19 protein-coding genes are annotated in these 18,184 nt (G+C 67.7%); 4 read left to right on the top strand and 15 right to left on the bottom strand.

Annotated elements, in window-relative coordinates; all coding sequences use genetic code 11:
• Window positions 1-38: 38 nt before the first annotated feature.
• The 3 genes from AC1Z3W_RS13380 to AC1Z3W_RS13370 form a co-directional block, all read right to left on the bottom strand.
• Window positions 39-533 carry an SRPBCC family protein gene (locus AC1Z3W_RS13380; RefSeq protein ID WP_483507737.1) on the bottom strand — a complete coding sequence of 165 codons (495 nt, stop codon included), beginning with the start codon at window positions 531-533 and terminating at the stop codon, window positions 39-41.
• Between the two features lie 63 nt (window positions 534-596).
• Entirely contained in the window at window positions 597-899 is a 303-nt protein-coding gene (locus AC1Z3W_RS13375; RefSeq protein ID WP_057927465.1) for a 2Fe-2S iron-sulfur cluster-binding protein, read from the bottom strand.
• 94 nt (window positions 900-993) lie between these two features.
• Window positions 994-2,883 carry a sigma-54-dependent Fis family transcriptional regulator gene (locus AC1Z3W_RS13370; RefSeq protein ID WP_175825480.1) on the bottom strand — a complete coding sequence of 630 codons (1,890 nt, stop codon included), beginning with the start codon at window positions 2,881-2,883 and terminating at the stop codon, window positions 994-996.
• 378 nt (window positions 2,884-3,261) lie between these two features.
• Here AC1Z3W_RS13370 and AC1Z3W_RS13365 point away from each other — a divergent pair, with 378 nt between their 5' ends.
• Together AC1Z3W_RS13365 and AC1Z3W_RS13360 are read left to right on the top strand one after the other, a co-directional pair.
• On the top strand, window positions 3,262-3,453 hold the full coding sequence (locus AC1Z3W_RS13365) for a DUF2964 family protein (protein WP_057927619.1): 192 nt from the start codon (window positions 3,262-3,264) through the stop codon (window positions 3,451-3,453).
• A gap of 243 nt (window positions 3,454-3,696) precedes the next feature.
• Window positions 3,697-3,984 (top strand): DUF1488 family protein, encoded by a 288-nt coding sequence (locus AC1Z3W_RS13360; RefSeq protein ID WP_014898618.1) that lies wholly within the window; start codon window positions 3,697-3,699, stop codon window positions 3,982-3,984.
• Window positions 3,985-4,138: 154 nt separating this feature from the next.
• On the opposite strand, the gene AC1Z3W_RS13355 is transcribed toward AC1Z3W_RS13360, so the two are convergent.
• From AC1Z3W_RS13355 to AC1Z3W_RS13345, 3 genes are read right to left on the bottom strand one after another with little or no spacing between them, the layout of a single operon-like run.
• A complete protein-coding gene (locus AC1Z3W_RS13355; protein ID WP_483507736.1) occupies window positions 4,139-5,002 on the bottom strand; it encodes an MBL fold metallo-hydrolase in 864 nt (287 codons plus the stop codon).
• A 3-nt stretch (window positions 5,003-5,005) separates the two neighbouring features.
• A complete protein-coding gene (locus AC1Z3W_RS13350) occupies window positions 5,006-5,332 on the bottom strand; it encodes a hypothetical protein (protein ID WP_057927462.1) in 327 nt (108 codons plus the stop codon).
• Between the two features lie 13 nt (window positions 5,333-5,345).
• Window positions 5,346-5,876 (bottom strand): sugar ABC transporter, encoded by a 531-nt coding sequence (locus tag AC1Z3W_RS13345; protein WP_483507858.1) that lies wholly within the window; start codon window positions 5,874-5,876, stop codon window positions 5,346-5,348.
• 201 nt (window positions 5,877-6,077) lie between these two features.
• Here AC1Z3W_RS13345 and AC1Z3W_RS13340 point away from each other — a divergent pair, with 201 nt between their 5' ends.
• Window positions 6,078-6,929: a LysR substrate-binding domain-containing protein gene (locus AC1Z3W_RS13340; protein ID WP_483507735.1), complete on the top strand. Its 852-nt coding sequence runs from the start codon at window positions 6,078-6,080 to the stop codon at window positions 6,927-6,929.
• A 91-nt stretch (window positions 6,930-7,020) separates the two neighbouring features.
• On the opposite strand, the gene AC1Z3W_RS13335 is transcribed toward AC1Z3W_RS13340, so the two are convergent.
• A complete protein-coding gene (locus tag AC1Z3W_RS13335; protein ID WP_057927459.1) occupies window positions 7,021-8,322 on the bottom strand; it encodes an NCS2 family permease in 1,302 nt (433 codons plus the stop codon).
• A 756-nt stretch (window positions 8,323-9,078) separates the two neighbouring features.
• Between AC1Z3W_RS13335 and AC1Z3W_RS13330 the strand changes: the two genes are divergently transcribed.
• Entirely contained in the window at window positions 9,079-9,357 is a 279-nt protein-coding gene (locus tag AC1Z3W_RS13330; RefSeq protein ID WP_057927458.1) for a hypothetical protein, read from the top strand.
• Window positions 9,358-9,529: 172 nt separating this feature from the next.
• Here AC1Z3W_RS13330 and AC1Z3W_RS13325 read toward each other — a convergent pair whose 3' ends face one another.
• The 8 genes from AC1Z3W_RS13325 to AC1Z3W_RS13290 form a co-directional block, all read right to left on the bottom strand.
• Window positions 9,530-9,904 carry a DUF2917 domain-containing protein gene (locus AC1Z3W_RS13325; protein ID WP_057927618.1) on the bottom strand — a complete coding sequence of 125 codons (375 nt, stop codon included), beginning with the start codon at window positions 9,902-9,904 and terminating at the stop codon, window positions 9,530-9,532.
• Window positions 9,905-10,156: 252 nt separating this feature from the next.
• Window positions 10,157-10,444: a hypothetical protein gene (locus AC1Z3W_RS13320; protein ID WP_175825490.1), complete on the bottom strand. Its 288-nt coding sequence runs from the start codon at window positions 10,442-10,444 to the stop codon at window positions 10,157-10,159.
• Window positions 10,445-10,558: 114 nt separating this feature from the next.
• On the bottom strand, window positions 10,559-11,464 hold the full coding sequence (locus AC1Z3W_RS13315; RefSeq protein ID WP_057927456.1) for a metal-dependent hydrolase: 906 nt from the start codon (window positions 11,462-11,464) through the stop codon (window positions 10,559-10,561).
• Window positions 11,465-11,498: 34 nt separating this feature from the next.
• Window positions 11,499-13,286 carry an SDR family oxidoreductase gene (locus AC1Z3W_RS13310; RefSeq protein WP_057927455.1) on the bottom strand — a complete coding sequence of 596 codons (1,788 nt, stop codon included), beginning with the start codon at window positions 13,284-13,286 and terminating at the stop codon, window positions 11,499-11,501.
• Window positions 13,287-13,350: 64 nt separating this feature from the next.
• Complete coding sequence (locus tag AC1Z3W_RS13305) at window positions 13,351-14,247, bottom strand: M24 family metallopeptidase (protein WP_057927454.1); 897 nt, start codon at window positions 14,245-14,247, stop codon at window positions 13,351-13,353.
• A gap of 349 nt (window positions 14,248-14,596) precedes the next feature.
• Window positions 14,597-15,370 carry a slipin family protein gene (locus AC1Z3W_RS13300; RefSeq protein ID WP_483507734.1) on the bottom strand — a complete coding sequence of 258 codons (774 nt, stop codon included), beginning with the start codon at window positions 15,368-15,370 and terminating at the stop codon, window positions 14,597-14,599.
• Window positions 15,367-16,923, bottom strand: a complete 1,557-nt coding sequence (locus AC1Z3W_RS13295; protein ID WP_124834711.1) for an NfeD family protein — start codon at window positions 16,921-16,923, stop codon at window positions 15,367-15,369. Before AC1Z3W_RS13295 ends, AC1Z3W_RS13300 begins: the two co-directional genes overlap by 4 nt.
• Window positions 16,924-17,044: 121 nt before the next feature.
• Window positions 17,045-18,079, bottom strand: coding sequence for an AraC family transcriptional regulator (locus tag AC1Z3W_RS13290; protein WP_057927451.1), 1,035 nt, complete (start codon window positions 18,077-18,079; stop codon window positions 17,045-17,047).
• Window positions 18,080-18,184: the final 105 nt, after the last annotated feature.

Below are 18,184 nucleotides of genomic sequence, written 5' to 3'. Positions count from 1 at the left end.
ATGCGCATGTCGGCTGGGGCGTGCGGCGTTGCAGCGCGCTATGCGTGCTTCGCCAGATATTTCGTGATCAACATCATCTGCGCGGCCCAGCCCTGATCGTTCATCTCGCGCGCCTTCGCACGGCGTGCTTCGATCAACTGGTCGAAACCCGTCTCGGTGACCGTCAGCAGCGTGCCGCCGTTGGTTTCCGCAAGCGTGAAGGTGACGAGCGTCATCGGCTCGGACGCGTAATCGAAGTTCGGATCGATCGCGAACGGGTGCCAGCGAAAGGAGAACAGTTGCTTCGGCTCGACGCGATCGACGACGATTTCGAACACAGTGCCCCCATACGGCTCCTGTGCCTTGGCGACGTCGTCGTCGACGCGCGTCGGCGTGATGCGGCCGAACAGCGGCTGGTCGGCCACGAACGGCCCGTCGAACGTCACGCCGAACCAGGTGCCGAATTCCCCGGCATTGCTGACGGCTTCCCAGACGCGCGCGAGCGGCGCGGCGAGCAAGGCTTGTTTCTCGATGGGATCGGTTGGCTGGGTCATGACGTTCTCCAGGCAGGCATCATCGTTGCAGGACGGCGCGCGGTCGCACGCCGCGATCAGTCTTTAGTCGATCATCTCCGCGTCGGGCACGTCGAGCACGATATCCGAGGTCGCGACGGCCACGCACGGCAGCGTGTAGCCGTCGGCCTTTTCCTCGCGGCTCAGCCCCGGCCATTCGATCGTGTAGCGTACGCTTCCGCTGACGATCCTGCACAGACAGCTTCGGCACGTGCCGTTGCGGCACGAGCGCGGCAGCCTGACGTGCGCGAACGCGGCGGCCTCGAGCAGTGTCAGCGAATCGGGGGCGTCGAACGTCGCGCCGAGCGGCTCGATGCGCACGAGGGGCGGGTGGTCGGAATCGGTCATGGGTCGAAACGGGCGGCGAAGCGGCGGCAAGGCGAGCGCCAAGCATACCCGAAGCCGCCTGCGGCCGGCGCCCGCCGGGCGGCCGGCCCGGCGGTCAGTGTCGCCGCAGGTAGCGGTACACGGTGTTGCGCGCGAGCCCGAGCTCACGCGCGGCGGCCGATACGTTGCCGCCGTGCCGCGCGAGCACCGCATCGATCACCGCGGCCTGGTGACTCTGCAGCGTCGTCGCTTCGCGCGTGTCGGCCGGTGCGGCTTGCGCTGAAGTCGCGTCGTCGCAGTCGAGCCAGAAATCGTCGGGCAGGTGCGCGAGCGTGATCTCGGCTTCGTCTTCGGCGAGCATGCCGGCCGTACGCAGCACGTTGGTCATTTGCCGCAGGTTGCCGGGCCAGCGGTGTCGCATGAACGCGTCGAGCACGTCGGCCGCGAGGCGGGTCGGCATCGGTTCGCTGCGCGCGAGCCGCGCGAGGATCCGCTCGACGAGCGCGGGCAGGTCGGTACGCGCGGCGAGCGCCGGCAGCGTGACCGCGAGTCCGTTGATCCGGTAGAACAGGTCTTCGCGAAACGTGCCTTCGGCGATCATCGCGCGCAGGTCGCGATGGGTCGCGCAGACCACGCGCACGTCGACCGGCACCGCGCGCGCGCCGCCGAGCGGCATCACCGCGCGCTCCTGCAGCACGCGCATCAGTCGGACCTGCTGCGCGAGCGGCATGTCGCCGATTTCGTCGAGAAACAGCGTACCGCCGTCGGCCTGCGCGATCTTGCCGGGGCTGCCGCGCTTGCGTGCGCCGGTGAAGGCGCCGTCTTCATAGCCGAACAGTTCGGCTTCGATCAGCGAATCCGGCAGCGCCGCGCAGTTGACCGCGACGAACGGGCCGTCCGCGCGCGGCGAAGCCTGGTGGAGCGCACGCGCGAGCCATTCCTTGCCGGTGCCGGTCTGGCCGAGGATCAGCAGCGGCAGGTCGCGTCCACGGATCTTCGCGACGCGTTCGAGCACGGCGGCCATTCGCGCATCGCCGGTATCGAGCGTTGCGAACGTGATCGCGTCGGGGTCCGGCGCCCGCGTGTGCACGGCAGGGGCAGGCGGCGTGACGGCGACGGCCGTCTTGTGCGTTTCCGCGAATTCGCAGCGCGCGAGCACGCGCACGCCGGTCGACAGCGTGAGGCGAAACGGTGCGCCGGGCGCGCGGGCCGCCTGCTGTGCGAGTTGGCCGAAGTGCATCCCGAACAGCGCATCGCAGCCTTGATGCTGCAATGCATCGAACGTCGCGCCGAGCTGGAATTGCGCGCTGCGGTTCGCGGCGATCAGCCCGCCGTCGGGGCCGAACGCGACGAGCCCCGCGAACAGCGAGTCGACGCAATCCTCGTGTGCGTGAAAGCGCAGCCGCAGCGCTTCCGCGCACTGGTTCGCGAACAGATGATTCTCGATCAGCTGCGCGGACATCCGCACGAGCGCGAGCGTATGGGGGCTGAAGCCGCGCGGGTCGCCGCTCACGTCGAGCGTGCCGAGCGTGCGGCCGAACGGGTCGATGATCGGCGCGCACGAGCAGGTGAGGATATGGTTCGCGCGCAGGAAATGTTCGGACCCGTGCACGGCGACCGCCTGGCCCGATGCGAGGGCGGTGCCGATCGCGTTCGTGCCGCGTGCGCCTTCGGCCCACGATACGCCGGTGCACAGTGCGACGCGGTTGGCTTTCTCGATGAAGTCCGCGTCGCCGATGCTGTGCAGGATCACGCCATCGGCATCGGTGAGCAGCACGAGGCTTTGCGTGTCGGCGATCTGCGCGTGGAGGTTCTCCATCACGGGGCGTGCGTGCGCGAACAGTGCGTGGTTCGTGTCGAGCAGTTCGCGCAGCGCGAGTCGCGATAGCGGCGAGAAATCGGGGCGCTCGTTTGCGCGCAGGCCGACCGCGGTCGAACGGGCATGCGCCTGCGCGAGCAGGTCGTTGCGGCCCGCGGTGGCGGGCAGCACGAAAGATTGAGGCATGTCTTGTCTCCTGTCGGCCCCAGTTAGCGCTTTAGCGCTTACTGGGGCCCCATGCTTCGCGGTCGGCCCCAGTTAGCGCTTTAGCGCTTACTGGGGCCCCATGCTTCGCGGCCGGTTCAATTAGCGCTTTAGCACTAGGTTGGACCCCATGCACCGCGGTCGCCCCACCTAAACGCCTTGCACCGCACCATCCGCCACCCGGGCCGCCGCGATCGATATCGCCTCATCATACAAGCGCGGCGCGCGTTGTGCGACCGCGTACAAAAACCCCTTGCTTTTAAGCGCCCGCCTGCAATGATGGAAATGGAGCACGCACGCGCCGTGTTCCGCATCGCAACATGCATGCGACGTGACATGCATCCGTTCGGGAGAAGCATCATGGTTCGGACGGAACTGAGAGTCGTGCTGGCGGCCATCGCCACCTTCATCATGCTGGGCGGCATTGCCGTGGCGATCCACGGTCTGCTGTTCGACCTGACCGACGCGGTGCAATACGGGGCAGCCGCGATTGCGGTGGGCGCCACGACCGCCGCGATCTCGCTGAATATCTGGCCCACCGATCCTCATTGACGCCATTCGCCAAACGGTGCCGGATGTCGTTCTGGTCAGAGGAAATGCGCGTCGGAACGACGCACATCGCAAATTTTGCCTCCTGCGCGAAACCGTCTAAAGTGGAATGCAACCGGCATGCATTGTCCGCGCCATACCCCCGTGGATCGTGCCTCTGCCGGCGAGCCCGCGTACACATTCGTTCGGCCGGTAGCGGACGACGAACGCGGTCATTTGCTTTCTACCGGACGATAGGCGGCTCCCATGCAGATCCATTTCACGAACGAGAAGCCTGAATATTCGGGGCGCGACTTGATGCTTGGATTCACGGCGCTGGTCAATGGCGAGCGCGTCCAATGTCAGATTACCGCCGAGGCGCTGGAGGACCATTTCGGTGCGGCGTCGCCGCGCTTCGAGGACATGGTCGGTGCGTACGATCAGCACCGCGAGCGCATCGAGGCGGCCGCGCGGCGGCTGTTGTCCGAGACTCGCGCGCAATGCGTGACGCTGCGCAGCGGCTACGTGCGCTTCTACGAGGCGAACTGGCGCTGAGCCGGACGACCGGGCAGCGACGGAGCGGGCGCCGAATACCGGCGCCCGTGTCGTGTCGGCGCATGCTCGTCCGGTGCTCCGCTCGCGCGGGGGATGATGCGCGGCACGATTCGAGCATCGTGCGGCGCGATGGCGTGCCGGTGTTCCGTTTCCCTTAATCTGCCCCGATGAGTGCATAGGCGCCGCCGGTTACGCCGTTCGCGCGCGCGATGCGGGCGAAACCCGTGTCGGCGAGGTGCATGCCCGCAATCAACACGTTGTCCGAAGCGACTTCGGCGAGCGTGGCCGTGCGTGTCGCACACGCTTGCGACGGATCGTGGTCGAACGCGATCGACACGTCGGGGCGGGCGACCTGGATCGGCGCGAAATGCACGAGATCGCCCCAGATCAGCAGGCGCTCGCCCTGCGATTCGACGCGATAGCCGGTGTGTCCTGGCGTGTGCCCCGGCAGCGGCACCGCGACGATGCCGGGCAGCACGTTGCCTGCCCCAATGGTTCGCAGTTGTGCCTGATAAACGTCGAAGGTGCGCCGTGCGATCCGGAAATTGGCACGGGCTCGTTCGGTCGCTCGTGCGTACGCGTCGTCGTCCAGCCAGAACGCGCGTTCCCGTTCATGAATGAGCACCTGCGCTTGCGGAAAGACCGGCTGCCCGTCCGTGTCGAGCAGGCCGCCGATGTGGTCGGGATGCGCGTGCGTCAGCAGGATCGTGTCGATGTCGCGCGCATCGATGCCGGCGTGCGCCAGCGACGGACGCAGCCGGCCGCCCCAGTTCCGGATGCCGCCGGCCCCGGTGTCGACGAGCACGATGCGGCCGTTCCCGCGAATCACGTAGCAGTTGATGTTGACGTCCGACGGTGCATGTACGCCGGCGCGGCGCATGATGCCGGTCGCGTCGTCGATCTCGATGTTCGACAGGAGGTCGAGGCCGGCGGTCAGCGTGCCGTCGCTGACCGCGGTCACCGAGAAATCGCCGATCTGACGGTGTGGAAACGAAAGGCTGGGAATGGGGGCGTTCATGGGTCAATGTCGGGCGTGAAGGTGTGCGGTGTCGTAGCCGAAGCAGCGGATGCGTGCGACGCATCCGGTGTGGCGGAGAATCTCTCGATCCAGCGCGGCCATGAACCGATCCATCAATTCAGTCATGCGAAATGATGCGATGCGAAAGCGGATTTCCGCGCTGACCGGATGTCCGCAGCCGTGCCGGACCGGAACGTAAATGACGTGAACCGTGCCGGGCGCGGCTCTCAGCACATCGGTGCAGAGCGTCTCGCAGGCCGACGACAGCGCATCGAGCGCCGCGTTCGCCGGCATGCTCGCCTCGGGGATGAAAATCGTGACGCTGGGCATGACCGGGCTCCTGTCAGCGTGCGGCCGCCGCTGCCGGCGTGCTGACGAGTTGGGCGCCCATCGGCGCGTAGAGCCGGATGGCGGCGCCGGACGCGAGCCGCGCCTGAGCCCGATCCAGGACGGCCAGCCAGCGAGCCGCGGGCAGGCAATCCAGCGCGATCGCATACATGGCCGTGGCAGCGATTCCCGCTCGCGCGAACGGGGCAGCGTCGTCGCAAACGGCCAGCCATTGATCGCCGGAGACAGCCGGCGCCGGTGCGGCGCTGTCGTACACGTTGCGGCGCCACTCGACGATATGCGGCTGCCAGCGCGCGAAATTGCCGCCGCCCTTGTCGCGGTACTCGGCCGACGTCAGCACGTCGGGACTGTCGATCGTATGCAGCGCAAGGTAGACGGGGCCGTCGCCACCGACGGCGCGAAAGCGTTGCGACGTGCGGAAGCCGGACACGGAGATCAGCGCCGGCAGTTTGACGCGGCTGTAGAAGTCGTTCCACTCGGCTTCGGCGGCGGGCTCGGCGATGCTGCATTCAACGGCATAGATCATCACATCTCCACGGGATGGCAAGCGGCCTTCGGGATTGATCGCCGCTCGACGGGTTGAGTTTTTGTCATGATAATTAGCCGTTGAATGCGTGAAAAACGACGATTCGTCACCGTTCATTGATGTTTGATCAAGTTATGACCGACGCCGGTCGAACCGGGAGCAATCGTGACGCGACGCAGGATTCCGAGCAATTCGGCCTTGATGGCATTCGAGGCCGCGGCGCGCCATGGGAGCTTCGCGCGCGCCGCCGACGAACTGGCGTTGACCGAAGGCGCGATCAGCCGGCAGATCGGCAGGCTGGAGGCGTTCCTGGGCGTATCGTTGTTCGAGCGGGTCGGCAACCGCGTTCGGGTTGCGCCGAACGGCGCGCGCTATGCCGCGCAGGTTCGCGAAGTGCTGGACCGGCTCGAGCGCGACAGCCAGTACATGATGGGGCAGCCCGGCGACGGCGGCAGCGTCGATATCGCCGTGACGCCGACCTTTGCGACGCGCTGGCTGATTCCACGGCTCAAGGGTTTCCAGGCGCAGCATCCGAACATCACCGTGCATTTCGCCGATCGCGCCGAGCCGTTCGTGCTGGCCGGCAGCGGATTCGATGCGGCGATTCACTTCGAGCATCCGGCCTGGGCCGGCATGCATACGTACCGGTTGTGCGAGGAGGTGCTGGTGCCGGTCTGCCATCCGTCGCTGCTCGCGGGCGGGCATCCGGATGCGCTGCTGGGCACGCTGCCGCGCCTGCACAAGCGCCAGACGCCCGATGCGTGGTCGGCGTACGTGCAGGAAACGGGGTTGCCGGTGAGCAATCCGGCCGCCGGCGCGCGCTACGATCTTTACTCGATGCTGATCGCGGCGGCCCTGACCGGGCTGGGCGTCGCGCTGGTGCCGCGGCTCTACGTCGACGCCGAGATCGCGCAAGGGTTGCTCGCCGCGCCCTGGCCCGACGGTCGAGGCGTGGTCAAGCGCTTCTGCCTGGTGTTGCCCGAAGTGCTGGAACTGGGCGACGGCCCGCTGCAGACCTTCGCACGCTGGGTGCTTCGGCAGGTGCAGACGTGACCGAACGCTGCCCGCACCACGCGCCTGCATCAACAAAAACGCCACCCGAAGGTGGCGTTTCATCATCGTGCATCGCACCGGGGCGCGTGCGTCACTCGCTGCCGAGATAGAAGAAGCGGAACAGGAACACGGCCGCGATGACCCACACGATCGGCTTGACCGTGCGGCCCTGGCCCGTCAGCAGCTTCAGGCCGCCGTATGCGATGAAGCCGAACGCGACGCCGTTCGCGATCGAGTACGTGAACGGCATCAGCAGCGCGGTCAGCGCGGCCGGCACGGCTTCGGTCGCATCGTCCCACGGCACGTCGACCATCTCGCGCAGCATCAGGCACGACACGTACAGCAGCGCGGGGGCGGTCGCGTAGGCCGGCACGACGCCGGCGAGCGGCGCGATGAACAGGCACGCGAGGAACAGCACCGCGACGGTGATCGCCGTCACGCCCGTGCGGCCGCCGGCCTGCACGCCCGACGCGCTTTCGATATACGCGGTGGTCGACGACGTGCCGAGCACCGAGCCCGCGACGATCGCGGTGCTGTCGGCGAGCAGCGCCTTGTTCAGGCGGTTCATCTTGCCTTCGACGAGCAGGCCCGCGCGGTTCGCGACGCCCATCAGCGTGCCGGTTGCATCGAACAGCTCGACGAGGAAGAACACGAGGATCACGTTGATGATGCCGGTCGACAGCGCGGCGCCGATGTCGAGCTTGAACAGCGTCGCATCGATCGACGGCGGCGCGGAGAACACGCCGTGGAACTGGTTGTCGCCGAAGAAGAACGACAGGATCGTGACGCCGATGATGCCGATCAGGATCGCGCCGCGCACGCGCAGGTGGTCGAGCGTGACGATCGTGAAGAAGCCGATGATCGCGAGGATCGTGTCGTGCTTGTGCAGGTCGCCGAGCGTGACGAGCGTGGCCGGGTTGCCGACGATCACGCCCGACGTCTTCAGCGAGATGATGCCGAGGAACAGGCCGATGCCTGCGGTGATCGAGATGCGCAGCGATTTCGGAATGCCGTTGACGATCGCCTCGCGCACGCGGAACAGCGTGACGATCAGGAACAGGCAGCCGGAAATGAACACGGCGCCGAGCGCGGCCTGCCACGTGAAGCCCATCCCCTTGACGACCGTATAGGCGAAATACGCGTTCAGGCCCATGCCGGGCGCGCAGGCGATCGGGTAGTTCGCGTACAGCCCCATGATGATCGACGCGAGCGCCGCGACGAGGCAGGTCGCGACGAACACGGATTCCTTCGGCATGCCGGCGTCGCCGAGGATCGCGGGGTTGACGAAGATGATGTAGGCCATCGTCAGGAAGGTGGTGACGCCCGCGAGTATTTCGGTGCGGAAGTCGGTGCCGGCTTCAGCGAAGCCGAAATACCGCTTGATGGATTCCATGTAGGCGTTTCTCCGGTCGGGTTGTCGTGTTGCTTGTTGTTTGGGCCGAATTGTTGTAAAGGCAGCGCGCGGCCGGCCTACTGTAACCAGCCACTATTGCCACGCTATCGGCGGATTGTAATAGCGCGGATAGCGCCGACGATATAGTTGCGGGGCACGATCGGCTGCGTTCGCGCGAACGGTCGGACAGGCCGGCCGCGCGAGGAAGGCGCGCATTTTACCGGTTCGGACGAAGCGGGCAGGTAGAAACGATGGAAACGATTCGACGACGGGCGGGCCGTGCCGGCCGATGCGGGCGCAACGGCATGCCGGACGCGCAGCGCGCGGGCGCCACGCACGACGACATATGAATGCCATGACGCACCCGCATGCTGGACGGGCGCCGGGCGGTTGCAGCGCGTGCGCGCATGACCGACGCCGGTGCGCAGCGGCGTGCAGCGGCCATTCGTCAGTCCAGCCGGTTGCGGATAACGGGCTATCCTGCGCCGAAGCCGTCCCGTCCGCAACTGTCATATCGCGATGCGGGCCCGACTGTGGTTTCTGTGTAAAAGATTGCAAGACGTCATCGCGTAAACCGGCAAGTCTTTCTAGGATAGATACACCGCGCGCACACGCCGGCCGGTTGTTGCCGACGCGGGGGAGTCGCAGTCCGTGCAGGGCAGGCGGTGAAGTGCGGTGACGGTCGTTGCGCATTCGGGCAGGCGCGACCGATTGCGATTGCCCGATGCGGGTTCGTCCGTAATCACGGAGGTCAGCATGTTGAACTGGATCAGCCGTTGGGCGATGCGGCACGCCCCCACGCCGGAAAAAACCGCTGCGTCGATGCTCGTGACGGCGCGCATGGAACTGTTCGCAGCCGAACAGCGCGTCATCGATGCGAAATTACAGGCGGACTACTGGCGCACACGGGTGTCATTTCTCGAGGAGGTGCAGAAGCAAGGCATCGACCCTTGGGTGACCTCGCAGGCGGCGCAACGCCCCGACCTTGATTCCATTCCCCGCAGCACGGGCCCACGTCTCGCCGCCAGCACCTGATGCATGCGATGCATGTGACGGTTGCGCACGGCGCGCGATCGCTCGCGGCACGCATATGCGTGCCGCGTCATTCGATGCGCACCTGCGACGCATTGCGCCGCGGGTGCGTCCGTTTCCGGACGCGGTGATTGCGCGCGTTCCGGTATCCCGTTGCGCGCGTCGCCGCGCATCGTCAATCCCTTCTTCGCCATCGTCCGACGAGCAAACGTTGCATGCGCGCGAGCGTGCGTCTCAGCCGTTCGCCGCGCCGCACGTAAGCCGTCGTGATCGATGCTTCGGCCGGCCGGTCGTCATCGGTGCCGAGCCAGATGCGATCGCCGCGCGCGATGCGCAGCACGTCGCCCGGTTGCACCCAGTAATCGTCGATGCTCGGTGGACGCGTGATCCACAGCGGCGCGCCGTGCGCACGAATTTCCGCATCGCTCGGCGCGCGCCAGGTCAATGTCGTGCGCGGCGCAACCGCGAAACGGATCACGACGGTCGGTAACGTGATCGCGCCGACGCGGCGCGATTCGGGACAGTCGAACAACGGGCTTGCCTGGTCCATCGTCTGCTCCATTCGTTGAGCCGGACGGATGACGCGCACCAGAACAAAAAGGCCTCATCCGTTTCCGGTGAGGCCTTGTGGGACATGCGGTACTGCTCGGATGCTAACGCACAAGCGCCTCCCGTGATCCATTCTTTCGAATGTTCACCGGGCAATGATTCGCGATGGCGATGAGCTTGAACGTAGGCATGCGAACGAGTTTGTCGATGTCGTGCGGCGTTGTCAACGACTATTTTCGAGATACGTGGCGAGTCACGCGTCGCGCTGCGCGAGGCCGTTCACGAGCAGTTCGGACAGCAGGCCCGTCATCCCGTTCGGATGCGTGGCGGCGCGTGCCTTCAGCTGTTCGACGAGTTCGGCGTTCAGCTTGCATGCGAACGGCACGAGGCCCTGTTCCTGGTCGAGCTTGCGCTGCGCGCGGCGGTCGAGCTTCGCCGCTTCCTCGGCGCCCTTGCCGAAGCGCGCGGAGCTCGACTGCTTCAGCGCGTGCGTCAGCTTCAGCGCCTTGTTCTTTTCTAGATCGGTTTTCTTCATGGCCATCGCGGCACCTCCGGGAAATGAAGCCGCGATTGTACGCATTTCGGCGGGCGCCGCCCGCCGAATCCGTCTCGAACCCGTTTGCGAACCCGCTTGTGAACCCGCTTGTGAACCCCGTCACGCGCCCTTCGTCGTGCCCCAGTTGCCGCCGTGCGCGGCCGCCTGCGCGGCCGGCGAGCGCGCCAGATACGCGAGCGCCTGCTCGGTCGAGCCTTCGTGGTGCGGCGTATAGCCCGGCTTGAAATAGCGCAGCGCCGCGCCGATCACTTTCCAGAACGACGGCAGGTGGCCGCGCCGCGAACCCTTCCACCACGCGCGCACGAAACCCGGATAGCGGCCGGCGGCCGGGTCGCGCCGGTACATGAACCGCGCACCGCTCGTGATGAAGTAGAGCAGCAGCACGATCACGAACGCCATGTGCACGCAGCGCTCCAGATAGTTGCCGCCCATGTGGTTGTAGATGTCGAACGCGACGGTCCGGTGCTCGACTTCCTCCGCGCCGTGCCAGCGCAGCAGGTCGACCATCGTCGGGTCGGCGCGGCCTTCGTCGAGCCCGTGCGCGTTGAGCACCCAGTTGCCGAGATAGCCGAAGAAATGCTCGAGCGATGCGATCACCGCGAGTTGCTGCCGCAGCCAGAAGCGCGTGTGGCCGATCTTCAGGCCGAACGGCGCCTCGCCGAGCACGCGCGTGAACAGCCAGTTCAGCTTCTGCGTGAAGGGCTTCGTGTCGATCCCGTGCCGGTCGTAGTAATGCTTGAGCACGCCGCCGTGCGAGCGCGAATGCACGGCTTCCTGGCGCAGGAAGCCTTCGGCCTCGTCGCGCAGGCGCGCGTCGGTGATGTGCGGCAGCGCCTTGTTGTACACGCGGCAGAACCACAGCTCGCCTTCCGGGAACAGCAGGTTCAGCGTGTTGATGATGTGCGTGCTGCCCGGGTCGTTCGGCACCCAGGTGATCGGCGTGTCGCTGAAGTCGAACTTCACGTGCCGGGCCTTGATCTTGTGATAGGCGGCGGTATCGGTCATCTGTGTCTCCGTTCCTGTGCGGCGGCCTGTGCCGTCAATGCGATGCCATGCTGACGCGGGCGAGCATCCGGCCGAGCCACGGCATGAAGCGGGCGACGAAGCGCAGCGCATGCGCCTCGGTGCCGACCGCCACGATCGGCCGGTTGCGCAGCACGCCGTCGATCATCGCCTGTGCGACGGTCTCGGGCTTCAGGCCGCGCATCTGGTACAGCTTCGTCGCGCGCTTGCGCAGCCGCGCCTCGTCCTGCGCGTTGGCGCCCGCGTATTGCGTCGACGCCATGATTCCGGTTTCCGCGAAGCCCGGGCACACGGCCGTCACGCCGATGCCTTTCTCCGCGAGCTCCGCACGCATGCATTCGCTGAGCATCAGCACGGCAGCCTTCGTCGTCGCGTACGCGGGCAGGTCGCGCGACGGCCCGAACGCGGCAGCCGACGCGGTGTTGACGATATGGCCACCGGTGCCGCGCGCGGCCATCTGCTGCGCGAACAGCCGCGAGCCGTGGATCACGCCCCACAGGTTCACGTGCAGGATGCGCTCCCAGTGCCGCTCGCTCGTGTCGAGCATGCCGCCGGCCATGCCGATGCCCGCGTTGTTGATCACGACATCCGCGCCACCGAGTTCGCTGCCGACCCACGCCGCGAGCGCTTCCATCTCGTCGGCGGAGCCGACGTCCACGCGTTTCGCGTGTGCCTGCGCACCGGTGAGCCCGAGCAGCAGCGCGGTGCGCTCGGCGCTTGCGAGATCGATGTCGCACGCGACGACGGTCGCGCCTTCGCGGGCGAACGCGAGCGCCGCGCAGCGCCCGATGCCGCTGCCCGCGCCGGTGACGACCGCGACCTTGCCGCTGAAGCGGCCGCTGGTCGCGCGGCGGCGTGCGTTCGCGAGCGCGGGCGGCTCTTCGCCCGATTCGACCGCGTCGATCAGCTGCTCGGCGAGGCCCGCGAAGCGCGCGGGATCGGCGAGCGGCAGCCAGTGGCCGGCCGCGACTTCGCGGCGGTAGTACTGCGGCACCCAGCGCGACAGGTTTTCCGAGAGCGCCGGGCTCACGTACTTGTCGCCGAGCGGCACGATCGTCTGCACCGGTGCGTGCGCGTAGCGCTCGCGCGGCGCGAACAGGCAGCGGATGAAGTTCGCGCGATAGAGGCGCACACCGCGTGCGCCATCGTCGGCCTGCGTCGGGCGCGGCGCGGCGGGCGTCTTCTCGACCCGGCGCAGCAGGCCCGGCCATGCGCGACCGAGCCACAGCCGCCAGCTCAGCTCGGGGATGAACGGCAAATGGAACAGGTACACGTACCACGAGCGCACGAGCTGGCCGCCGAGCCTGGCCAGCGACGCGGGCGTCGGATGCAGCACGCGCTCGCGCAGCCAGAAGCCGACGTGGTCGAGGCACGGCCCCGAGCACGACGTGTACGACGCGATGCGACCGGCGAGCCGCGGGTCCGTGACGAATTCCCAGCCCTGGATCGAGCCCCAGTCGTGCGCGATCAGGTGCACCGCGCGGCCGGGGCAGAGCGCGTCGATCACCGCGATGAAATCGTCGGTCAGCTTCGCGAGATGGTAGTCGGCCGTGCGTTTCGGCACGCCGGACAGGCCCGCGCCGCGCACGTCGTAGGCAATCACGTAGTGCTTGCGCGCGAGCAGCGGCGCGACCTGCTGCCAGACGCTGCTGTCGTCGGGGTAGCCGTGCACGAGCACGACCGGCGAGCGGGCCGGGTCGCCCCAGGTCCTGACCGCGAGCGTCAGGTCGCCGGAGGCCACGGCCGTCTCGCTGTGAACCGATTCGAACAGGGCCAGCGGCGCTTCGTCGGAAAGAGGCTGCATCGTGAGTCCGTCGTTCAGGGGATTCGGGGGCGGGGAGTCGGGGGGAAGGACCGACGCGTGCGCGTCAGGCCGCAGCCGGCACGTCCGCGACGGCCTGCGCGCGTTCGGCCTGGCGGCGCTGCCAGCGGCGCACGTGCGGCAGGTCGTCGTCGAGCCAATACGCATCGTCGTCGGTGATCACCAGCAGTTCCTCGAATTTCGCACCGACGCCGGCGAAGCCGAGATGCGGCTCGACGGCCCACAGGCCCGGCACCGGCGCATGTTCGGAGCGGCGGTCGATCGACCACAGCGGCGACCAGCCCTGCTGCTTCGCCGCGCGGCCCTGGTCGAGCAGCAGGTTGCGCGTCGCATTCAGCCCGAAGCGCGCGACGAAGCGCGGCTTCGACAGCTTGTGGATCTTCGCGACGCGATGCGCGAGCACCTTGAACGGATAGGCCTTGTGGCGCGGCTCGACGCCCTGGCGGCGGCACAGCGCGTCGACCGCCTGCGCGACCTCGGCCATCGGGCGGCGCTCCTTCACGAGCCGCACGATCATGGCGCGATGGTCCATCAGGTCGTCCTGCAGCTGTTCGAGGATCGGGTTGTGGCCGAGGCAGTGCGCGTAGCCGACGTCCGCGACGATTCCGTCGAGCACGGGCGCGACGTCGAGGATCACGGGCATGTCGGTCTCGAGCTGGCGGTTGCTCGGGAAGAACGCGAGGTTGAAACCGCCCATGTGCTTCACGCCGGAGAAGCCTTCGAACGCGGTGCGCTCGCCGAACCACGCGAACGGCTTGTGCAGCCAGTCGTGCACGCCGTTGTCCTGCAGCCATTCGGTCAGGAGGCGCGCGGCTTCCTTTTCGGTAATGCCGGGGTAGAGCATCGCGCCGACGGTCTCGACGCAGCGGTAGGCAAGCTGCTGGACCGCGCGGAATTGCGGCAGTTCGTCGAGGTGGACTTCCGGCAGCGGGTGGTCGGTCATGATGCGTCTCCAATGTCGGCCGGAGTTAGCGCTTTAGCGCTTACTCCGGCCCCATGCTTCGCGGGGGCGCTGATCCGGAACGTGCCCGCCGACGTCGCCGTCACGGGTTATTCAGTCAGCATTTAATGTATCATTGATCAATGTAATGATCATAGACGGTTCCGCGTACCGGGAGGTGAGGACTTGTCCTAATAGAAGCGGGAAATGGAGGAGGAGCTCTAGAGCGGGGGATGTGGCGACCAATGCGCCAATCCCCAGGGTATGGGCCAGGATATCCGCGGCTGGCGGGGGCGCCGGATTTCCGAACCGGTGATTCGGAAATTTCGCACGACGGCGATCGGCGCGACCGTCACTGTCCGGGTTTGGCCCCCAGCCGCTCCAGCAACGCCCCCAGCAGATCGATCGGCAGCGGAAACACGATCGTCGAATTCTTGTCCGCCGCGATCGTCGTCAGCGTCTGCAGGTAGCGCAGCTGCATCGCCTGCGGCTGCTGCGCGAGCCGCTGCGCGGCCTGCAGCAGCTTCTCCGACGCTTGCAGTTCGCCTTCCGCGTGAATCACCTTCGCGCGTCGCTCGCGCTCGGCTTCGGCCTGCCGCGCGATCGCGCGGATCATCGTTTCGTTCAGGTCGACGTGCTTGATCTCGACCGTCGACACCTTGATCCCCCACGCATCGGTCTGCGCGTCGAGCGTCTTCTGGATGTCGGCGTTCAACTGTTCGCGCTCGGCGAGCAGCGCATCGAGCTCGTGCTTTCCCAGCACCGAGCGCAGCGTCGTCTGCGAGAGCTGGCTCGTCGCGTCGAAGAAGCGTGCGACCTGGATCACGGCCTTCTCCGGATCGACGACGCGGAAATACACGACGGCATTCACCTTCACCGACACGTTGTCGCGCGTGATCACGTCCTGCGGCGGCACGTCGAACACGACGGTGCGCAGGTCGATCCGCACGACCTGCTGGACGATCGGGATGATCAGCACAAGCCCCGGCCCCTTCACTTTCCAGAACCGGCCGAGCATGAACACCACACCGCGCTCGTACTCGCGGAAGATGCGTATCGACGATGCGACGAGCACCACGACGAAGAGGATCAGGACGCTGCTGAAGCCGAACGTGTAACCCATCATGTTGGTTCTCCCTGCTGTTGTTGTTCCTGCGTCGGCACGTCGTAGAGCGGCGCGACGGTGAGCAGCAGTCCGTGGCGACCGGTGACACGCACGCGGCAGCCGGCGGCGAGCGGCTCGCTGCTCGCCACGCGCCAGCGCTCGCCGTGCACGAGCGCCCAGCCGGCGGCCGACGGCGCGGCGCTGGCGGCGCCATGCGGCTGGTCCGGATGCAGGCCGTCGTCGAGCACTTCGCCGATGCTGCCGAGCATCGCCTCGGCGCCCGTCACGACCGGCCGCCGCCGCGCGCGCAGCGCGACACTCGACACGCCGCCGACGAGCAGCGCGCCACCGAACGCGAGGCCCGCGATCACCGGCCACGGAATCCCGTAGCCGGGCACGTCGGTGTCGATCAGCATCAGCGCGCCGATCGTGAACGAGACGATCCCGCCGAAACCGAGCACGCCGAAGGTCGGCAGGAACGCCTCGGCGACGAGGCAGCCGAGACCGAGCAGCACGAGCCCGAGGCCCGCATAGCTGATCGGCAGCAACTGCATCGCGAACAGCCCGACCAGCAGGCAGATGGTGCCGGCGACACCCGGCAGCACGAAGCCGGGATTCGCGAATTCGAAGAACAGCCCGTAGATGCCGATGGTCAGCAGGATCAGCGCGACGTTCGGATCGGCGATGATCGCCAGGAAGCGGCTGCGCCAGTCGGGCGTGAGCACGACGAGCGGCGCATGCGCGGTCGCGAGGTGCAGCGTGCCGGCGCTCGTCGTTACGGTGCGGCCGTCGAGCTGGCGCGCGAGGTCGGCCGGGTCCTGCGCGATCAGGTCGACGACATGCTGCGCGCGCGCCTCGTTCGCCGACAGGCTCACGGCTTCGCGCACCGCGCGCTCGGCCCATTCGGCATTGCGTCCGCGCAGCTGCGCGAGGCCGCGGATGTACGCGGCGGCGTCCTGGGTCGCCTTGCGGATCTCGGTCGACTGCGTGTCGTTGGGCAGTTCGGCGGGCGTCGCGGATGCGCCGGCCGCCCCCGATGCCCCGGCCGGCGACGGCTTCGTCGCCCCCGGCATACCCGGCGCGCCGCCGCCGATACCGAACTGCACCGGCGACGCCGCGCCGAGATTGGTGCCCGGCGCCATCGCGGCGATGTGGCTCGCGTAGACGATATAGGTGCCCGCGCTCGCGGCCCGTGCGCCGCCGGGCGCGACGAACGCGGCGACCGGCACCGGCGAGCCGAGGATCGCCTTGATGATCTGCCGCATCGACGTGTCGAGCCCGCCGGGCGTATCGAGCTGCAGGATCGCGAGCGGCGCGTGCTCGCGCGCCGCGCGGTCGAGCGAACGGACGATGAAGTCGGCGCTGGCCGGCCCGATCGCGCCATTGACCGGAATCACGACGACCGGCGGCACGGCGGCCGGCGCAGCGGCGGGAGGCGGGGCGGCAACCGCCGCGCATACGACGAGCAGCGCCGCGAACAGCGCGGCGCGCGCGACCCGCGCGGACAGCGGGTGACGGGGGCGGCCGTCGAGCGATGCAGATGTCGACGTCGGCCCATGACGGTGAATACGCATCGAGGCGTCCGGGCGGCGCGCGGCCGCACGCCGTCCGGCTCGCGGAAAGGGCGTTGGCCCGATGCTTGAAGATTAGGCGGTTTCGGCGGAAAGCGCGAAGGCGGGGCCGCCGGCCGCGCGTTCAGCCGGCGCCGCCGCCCCGCGCGAGCGCTTCTTCCCGGTACTCGGCCGGGCTGCGCCCGCTCCATTTGCGAAACGCGCGATAGAACGCGCTGGGTTCCGCGAAACCGGTGGCGGCCGCGACGTCGGCGATCGTGCGCGACGGATCGGCCAGCGCCTCGAACGCGAGGTCGCGCCGCAGCGTGTCCTTGATCGACTGGTATGCGTGGCCTTCCTGGTGCAGCTTGCGGCGCAGCGTCGCCTCGGCCACGTGCAGTCGAGCGGCCATCCCGCCCGCGCCCGGCCACGTGGCGGGCGGCATCCCGCGCAGCACCGTGCGCACGCGCTGCGCGAGCGCGTTCGGGTTGCGGTACTTGACGATGAAGCTGGCCGGCGCGTTGCGCAGGAACGTCTTCAGCGTCTTCGCGTTCTGTACGACCGGCAGCGTCGCGAATTCGGGATCGAAATCGACATACGAATCGGGCTGGTTGAACCGCATGTCGTCGCACAGCATTGACGGATATTCGTGATCGGTCGGCGGCGTGTCGCAGCGGAAGCTCGCGTGCAGCACCGGGATGCGCCGCCCGATCAGCCAGCAGGTGAGCCCGTACACGATGATGAAATAGGTCGCGTACGTGAACATCGCGGGCGCGGCGGCGCTGTTGCGGTGCACGAAGCGCAGCCGCACGCGCTGCGGATTGGCGTCGAGCTCCGCGTGCAGGTCGTCGAGCACGCAGTGCATGAAATTCACCGCGCGCGCCATCGCGTGCAGTCCGTCCTGCGCGGACAGCGCGGCCTGGCTCATCGCGATGAAGCTGCCGCTGCGCATCGGGTGGCGATCCTGCCCGAAAAACTCGTCGTCGAGCGCGCGCGCGATCGCGTTCCACAACGCGCCGTATTGCTGTGCGGAAACCCGCGCTCGCGGCTGCGCGAGCAGCGCGGGCGCGATGCCGGCCTGCGCGAGCAGCGGCTCGGCCGCCACGCCGCGCCGGGTGGCGAGCGCGACGCTGTAAGCGACGAGGCTGATCGCGACGGTGCCCTTGTCTTCCTGCTTCATCGAAGCCGCCGGTATGGCAAAAACGCTCAGTGTAAATGAGCGGCGCGAGCATCGAACAGTCGCGCGCGCTTGCCTACACTTGTTGCATCGAAACAGAAGGTCGGT

This window comes from Burkholderia sp. 10_S31 (assembly GCF_056930375.1).
This window is presented reverse-complemented; position numbering and strand designations above follow the sequence as displayed.

Bases quoted from the DNA above. Each gene is read 5' to 3' on its own strand.
- AC1Z3W_RS13325 (WP_057927618.1), bottom strand. From the start codon at position 9,904: ATGGACCAGGCAAGCCCGTTGTTCGACTGTCCCGAATCGCGCCGCGTC.
- AC1Z3W_RS13305 (WP_057927454.1), bottom strand. From the start codon at position 14,247: ATGACCGACCACCCGCTGCCGGAAGTCCACCTCGACGAACTGCCGCAA.
- AC1Z3W_RS13360 (WP_014898618.1), top strand. From the start codon at position 3,697: ATGCAGATCCATTTCACGAACGAGAAGCCTGAATATTCGGGGCGCGAC.
- AC1Z3W_RS13375 (WP_057927465.1), bottom strand. From the start codon at position 899: ATGACCGATTCCGACCACCCGCCCCTCGTGCGCATCGAGCCGCTCGGC.
- AC1Z3W_RS13290 (WP_057927451.1), bottom strand. From the start codon at position 18,079: ATGAAGCAGGAAGACAAGGGCACCGTCGCGATCAGCCTCGTCGCTTAC.
- AC1Z3W_RS13370 (WP_175825480.1), bottom strand. From the start codon at position 2,883: ATGCCTCAATCTTTCGTGCTGCCCGCCACCGCGGGCCGCAACGACCTG.
- AC1Z3W_RS13365 (WP_057927619.1), top strand. From the start codon at position 3,262: ATGGTTCGGACGGAACTGAGAGTCGTGCTGGCGGCCATCGCCACCTTC.
- AC1Z3W_RS13310 (WP_057927455.1), bottom strand. From the start codon at position 13,286: ATGCAGCCTCTTTCCGACGAAGCGCCGCTGGCCCTGTTCGAATCGGTT.
- AC1Z3W_RS13350 (WP_057927462.1), bottom strand. From the start codon at position 5,332: ATGCCCAGCGTCACGATTTTCATCCCCGAGGCGAGCATGCCGGCGAAC.
- AC1Z3W_RS13315 (WP_057927456.1), bottom strand. From the start codon at position 11,464: ATGACCGATACCGCCGCCTATCACAAGATCAAGGCCCGGCACGTGAAG.
- AC1Z3W_RS13380 (WP_483507737.1), bottom strand. From the start codon at position 533: ATGACCCAGCCAACCGATCCCATCGAGAAACAAGCCTTGCTCGCCGCG.
- AC1Z3W_RS13300 (WP_483507734.1), bottom strand. From the start codon at position 15,370: ATGATGGGTTACACGTTCGGCTTCAGCAGCGTCCTGATCCTCTTCGTC.
- AC1Z3W_RS13345 (WP_483507858.1), bottom strand. From the start codon at position 5,876: ATGATCTATGCCGTTGAATGCAGCATCGCCGAGCCCGCCGCCGAAGCC.
- AC1Z3W_RS13335 (WP_057927459.1), bottom strand. From the start codon at position 8,322: ATGGAATCCATCAAGCGGTATTTCGGCTTCGCTGAAGCCGGCACCGAC.
- AC1Z3W_RS13340 (WP_483507735.1), top strand. From the start codon at position 6,078: ATGGCATTCGAGGCCGCGGCGCGCCATGGGAGCTTCGCGCGCGCCGCC.
- AC1Z3W_RS13295 (WP_124834711.1), bottom strand. From the start codon at position 16,923: ATGCGTATTCACCGTCATGGGCCGACGTCGACATCTGCATCGCTCGAC.
- AC1Z3W_RS13355 (WP_483507736.1), bottom strand. From the start codon at position 5,002: ATGAACGCCCCCATTCCCAGCCTTTCGTTTCCACACCGTCAGATCGGC.
- AC1Z3W_RS13330 (WP_057927458.1), top strand. From the start codon at position 9,079: ATGTTGAACTGGATCAGCCGTTGGGCGATGCGGCACGCCCCCACGCCG.
- AC1Z3W_RS13320 (WP_175825490.1), bottom strand. From the start codon at position 10,444: ATGGCCATGAAGAAAACCGATCTAGAAAAGAACAAGGCGCTGAAGCTG.